This is a genomic window from Capnocytophaga sp. oral taxon 324 str. F0483 (assembly GCF_000318315.2).
Taxonomy (GTDB): domain Bacteria; phylum Bacteroidota; class Bacteroidia; order Flavobacteriales; family Flavobacteriaceae; genus Capnocytophaga; species Capnocytophaga ochracea.
The window spans coordinates 25,799-31,555 of sequence record NZ_KB291533.1; the positions used below are offsets into that span (position 1 = coordinate 25,799).

Consider the following 5,757-nt stretch of genomic DNA (forward strand, 5'->3'; position numbering starts at 1 on the left):
CCCCTCTTCCGAACTTCTCCGTTTCCTTCCGAATAATCCTAACAGTCCTAACACGTCACTTTTTCATCTCAAACTTTGCCAAAGTTGAATAAACTAATAATATTTACTCCTTTCCTCATTCTCTAATTTCCTCATTTGCTAATTCTCTAATTCTCTCATTTTCTCATTTTCTAATTTGCTAATTTTCCCCGCCCGTCGTGCTACGACCTCACACTTTCTTCCTTTTTCTTTTGAAAAGTGTTAAAATTAATAATAATACACTTTCTTTTATTTTCTCCTTATCTATTGTAATTCATATGATTATCTCCTCTATTTAGCGAAGTATATAAAATTATTTAAAAATATTAGCTATAATTATTTGGTAGATATAATAAATAGTGCTACTTTTACGCCGTAAATTTCATTTAATAGCCAAACTTATGAAAGAAAAGTATTTAACATTTGTTATGTTTGTGTTAGGTTGCTTTTTAACAACTCTTATGGCACAAACCATCTCAGTAAAAGGTAAAGTTACTGACGATAAAAAAACGCCTTTACCCGGTGTTTCCGTAGTGGTTAAAGGCTCTACGCACGGTACATCTACTGATTTTGACGGTAATTACCAAATCCAAGCCAAAGCAGGCGATGTGCTCGAGTTTAGCTTTGTAGGATTTACTACCCAGACTAAAAAAGTTGTGGGGGGGGGTAATTCTTACACAGTTAATGTGCAACTAAAAGAAGATACCCACCAACTTACAGAAGTGGTAGTGGTAGGTTTTGCCACTCAAAAGAAAGAAAACCTTACAGGAGCTGTAGCTTCGGTAGATGCTAAAGCCTTAGAGAATCGCCCTGTAAACAATGTAACCCAAGCCCTACAGGGGAACGTTTCGGGGGTGAACTTCTCTGTAGGAAATGGAGGTGGACAGTTGGACAGTAATCTTTCCTTCAATATTCGCGGTACAGGTACTATTGGGTCAGGATCTAGTGCGAACCCCTTGGTACTTATAGATGGTATGGAAGGCGATATGAATACTTTAAATCCTAATGATATAGAAAGTATTTCGGTGTTGAAAGATGCAGCTTCGGCTTCTATTTATGGGTCGCGTGCGGCTTTTGGGGTGATTTTAGTAACTACTAAATCAGGTAAAGATGGTAGAATGGTGATAAATTATAGTACTAATTACCGCCTTGCTTCACCCGTAGGCCTCCCTGAAATGTTGGATTCAGAAGATTTTGCTAACTATTTTAATGAAGCTCAAAAGAATAACGGAGGGGCTCCTGTATTTGAAGATCGTATTATACAGAACATCAAGGCATACAAAGCAGGGAAGCTAAAAGATGCTACTGATTGGAACCCTACCAAAGATGGAAATGGTGCTTGGAATGACTACAAGCAAAGCTGGGCAAATGTAGATTGGTTTAAAGAGTTTTATAGAGCTTCTACTCCTTCGCAAGAACATAATTTTACAGCTCGTGGTGGTACTGAAAAGATACAATATTACGTATCATTAGGTTGGCTTGATGCTGAGGGGTTATCGCGTTATAATACCGATAAAATGTCACGTTACTCAGCACAAGGAAAGATATCAGCACAAATACTTCCTTATTTAAAGTTGAATTACAACTCACGTTTCAGTCGCAGAGATTTCTCTCGTTCTTCTTATTTAGGAGGTTTGTTTTTCCACAACATAGCCAGACGTTGGCCTACCTTACCACTTAAAGACCCTAATGGTCATTATATGAACGGTAATGAAATTGCACAGCTTAATGAAGGACGCGATAAAACACAAAGAGATGAGCTTACCCAACAATTAGCTTTGGTATTCAATCCTATAAAAGGATGGGTAACCAATGTAGAGCTCAACTACCGCACTTCTACTATCTTTAATAATTGGTACTACTTGCCTATCTACAAATATGGTTTACACGGAGAGCCTATTCCTATTTCGCGCGATGGGGAAGCCCCTGCTGGACATTCAAAAATAAGTGAGTGGGCAGCCCGTTACAACTTCTTTAATACTAATATATATTCATCTTATACTAAAGAGATTAAGAAACATACAGTTACTGCATTAGCAGGCTTTCAATCAGAGCTATTCAAATCACGTCAATTTTCTGCTTCTCGCGATGAGATATACAGCAAGAACTCTCTTTCACTCAACACTACAGGGGGAAAGAATGATGATGTAAGTGGAGATTATCAACACTGGGCAACCGCAGGTTTCTTTGGCAGGCTCAACTACAACTACGACAGCAAGTATTTATTGGAAGTAAACGCTCGTTATGACGGTACCTCTCGCTTTTTGCGCGACCAGCGTTGGAACTTGTTTACCTCAGCTTCAGTAGGTTGGAATATAGCCAAAGAGGGCTTTTGGAAACACTTCGGTAAGTTTGGAGAAGCGGTAAGTGAATTTAAATTTAGAGGGTCTTATGGCGAATTAGGCAACCAAAACACTGATAGTTGGTATCCTTTCTATCAAACGATGAACATAGGGGCTAATAATGGTAGTTGGCTTCTTAATGGTGATAAAACTAATACAGCAAAAATGCCAGGATTGGTAGCTTCTACCCTCACTTGGGAAAAAGTAGCTTCTTGGAATGTAGGGTTTGACCTTACTGCTTTGAAGAACCGTCTTAAATTCACATTCGAGTTGTTTAGCCGTAAAACCTATAATATGGTAGGTCCTGCCCCTCAACTGCCTCCTGTATTGGGTACTGCTCCTGCTCGTATCAACAATACCGATATGGTCTCAAACGGATTTGAGATCATAACGAGCTGGAAAGACAAAATAGGAGAAGATTTCTCTTATGGTATTTCAGCTAACTTAACTGATAGCCGTCAAAAAATTACTAAATATCCTAACAAAAATAAATCTTTAGGAACTTTTTACGAAGGACAGTATTTAGGTGAAATATGGGGCTACCAAACACGTGGCATTGCTAAAACAGATGCAGAGATGACCGAATGGTTAAAAACACACGACCAAAGTGCTTTGGGTAACAACTGGGCAGCAGGTGATATAATGTATGAAGACCTCAATGGCGATGGTAAAATTAATAGTGGAGCTAATACCCTTGATGATCCAGGTGATAGAAAAGTTATTGGTAACACCACTCCTCGTTATAACTTTGGGGTACAAGTAGAGTTGAAGTACAAAAACGTAGATTTTAGTATGTTTTGGCAGGGCACAGGTAAGCGTGATTTAATTTTCAATGATTCTCCTTATTTTAGAGGGGCTAACCAAAACGTATGGCAATCAGCAGGCTTTAAAGAACACTTAGATTACTTCCGTCCCGAAGGCACTAATAGCCCTTTTGGCTCTAATGTAAATGCGTATTATCCACGACCTACTATGGACGGTGGAGGTAAGAACTTCGCCTCTCAAACACGTTGGGTACAAAACGCTGCTTATGTACGTTTGAAGAACATACAATTGGGGTATACCTTCCCTACTGATATTATGAAGACTATAGGTATAGATAATTTGCGAATTTATATCTCAGCCGATAATGTATTTACCTTTACCAAACTCTCTAAAATATTCGACCCTGAAGCTAATGGAGGTTCTTGGGGACAAGGAAAACTATATCCTCTTTCAAGAGTGATTTCAACAGGATTAAGTTTAACCTTCTAAAAGACTAACACAATGAAAAAGATATATAAAAATATAATCATAGCTACCTTTTCGGTAGGGCTTATAGGGTGTAACAAATTTTTGGATAGAGAACCGCTCTCTAATATCACCCCTCAACAATATTTCAATACCGAATCAGATTTGGCAGCCTATACTATCACTTATTATAATTTCCCTACTCACGGTGGGTATAATATAGGGATTTTTAAAGATGATAACGGCACTGATAACCAAGCTACAACAAATGCTAATGTAGCTTGGGTAAAAGGACAATGGCACGTGCCTAAAGGTACAGAAGGCTATGATTTTGGTAATATTCGTGCTATCAACTATTTTTTAGCAGAAGTAACCCCGAAAATAGAGGCAGGAAAAATAACAGGAACACCTGCTAATATCAATCACTATTTAGGAGAAGCCTACTTTTTAAGAGCTTATGAGTATTTCGATCGTTTACAATCCTATGGTGATTACCCTATTGTGAAAACCGTACTCCCCGATAATGAAGATGAGCTCATAGAGGCTTCTAAACGTCGCCCTCGTAATGAAGTAGCTCGCTTTATTTTGCAAGATTTAGACAAAGCTATCAGCTTGTTAAAGTCAAGCCCAGTAGAAGGCAAAAACCGTATCAGTAAAGAAGTGGCTCAGCTTTTCCGATCACGTGTAGCGCTTTTTGAAGGAACTTGGCTCAAATATCATAAGGGCACTGCCCAAGTGCCGGGAGGTATGGGCTGGCCAGGGACTAAAGTCTCTTACTTATCCGGTTTTTCTATCAATATAGATAGTGAAATTAATTACTTTTTGACAGAAGCAATGGCTTCTGCTAAGGTCGTAGCCGATGCTTTCCCATTGGTAGCCAATGACCACAATACCACTGGAACAGCTGTGTTTAGCAATCCTTATTTCAAAATGTATGGTGATAACAGTCAGTCAGGTTATTCAGAAGTGCTTTTTTGGAGACAATACAGCGCTGATAAAAGTGTTGGGCATTATACCAATGGTTTCTTGACAGGAGGCGCTAATAGTGGTTATACACGTGGTTTTGTGGATGCTTTCTTGATGAAAAATGGTTTACCTATCTACGCATCAGGTTCGGGTTACCAAGGTGATGCTGATCTTACAACTGTAAAAGTAGATAGGGACGAGCGCTTGCAGCTTTTTATGCGTGTACCAGGTGATTATTTAGCCGTTACTCAGCAAGATAACAGTTATCCTGACATTATTAACTCGGTAACCGAAAGAAAAGCTGTTACAGGCTATAATGTGAAAAAAGGGCTAAATGGAGATGCCAAATACCTCACTGATGCGGTACTTACTGAGGCAGGTTGTATTGTATTCCGTGCCGCAGAAGCCTATCTTAATTATATTGAAGCTTGTTATGTAAAAAATAACAGTCTCGATAGTGATGCCGACCGTTATTGGAAAGCATTACGCGTTCGTGCGGGGGTAAGTGAAAACTACAATGCTACCATAGCCGCTACCGATCTCACCAAAGAAAACGACTGGGCGGTATATTCAGCAGGACAAAAAATAGATGCAACCCTTTACAACATTCGCCGTGAACGCCGTTGTGAGTTTATAGCTGAAGGAATACGTAATAACGACCTCCGCCGTTGGCGCGCTATGGATCAGTTAAGAAACTACCAAATAGAAGGTATGAATCTTTGGACAAGTATGTATGATAAACCTACTTATAAAAATAATAACGGGACTTCTAAATTAGTAGCTTTGCCTGCTGCCAGCCCCAACATATCAGCAAAAACATTGAGCGTGTACATTCGTCCTTATCAAATTATACAACAAAACAACTTGTATTACAACGGTATCACTTGGACGAAAGCACACTACCTATCACCCATAGGCTTTGAAAACTTCTTACGCACTTCCAAAGGAGGAAATGTAGCTACCAGTGTTATCTACCAAAACCCAGGTTGGCCAGTACAAGCCGATGGTATTCCTACTGAATAATGTCTAAAATAACATCTTTCATAACATAATTTTTATTGTTTAAATAGAAAAAGCTACCTTTTAGGGGTAGCTTTTTCTATTTTATAGTTATTTGCTATAAACTTTTTCATCGCTCCACTTTTCGTCACTCATCATTCGTCCCCCCGTCATTACTTCCCTTTTCCGTCACCACATTCCC

At 39.0% G+C, this 5,757-nt stretch carries 2 protein-coding genes; both read left to right on the top strand.

All coding sequences use genetic code 11. From position 1 onward, the window contains the following. Positions 1-419 precede the first annotated feature (419 nt). Positions 420-3,614: a TonB-dependent receptor gene (locus HMPREF9072_RS10070; RefSeq protein WP_009411634.1), complete on the top strand. Its 3,195-nt coding sequence runs from the start codon at positions 420-422 to the stop codon at positions 3,612-3,614. A gap of 12 nt (positions 3,615-3,626) precedes the next feature. Then, on the top strand, positions 3,627-5,579 hold the full coding sequence (locus tag HMPREF9072_RS10075; protein ID WP_009411635.1) for a RagB/SusD family nutrient uptake outer membrane protein: 1,953 nt from the start codon (positions 3,627-3,629) through the stop codon (positions 5,577-5,579). The last annotated feature ends 178 nt before the right edge of the window (positions 5,580-5,757 follow it).

Excerpts from the sequence above, each read along its gene's own strand:
- HMPREF9072_RS10070 (WP_009411634.1), top strand. The coding sequence starts at position 420 with ATGAAAGAAAAGTATTTAACATTTGTTATGTTTGTGTTAGGTTGCTTT.
- HMPREF9072_RS10075 (WP_009411635.1), top strand. The coding sequence starts at position 3,627 with ATGAAAAAGATATATAAAAATATAATCATAGCTACCTTTTCGGTAGGG.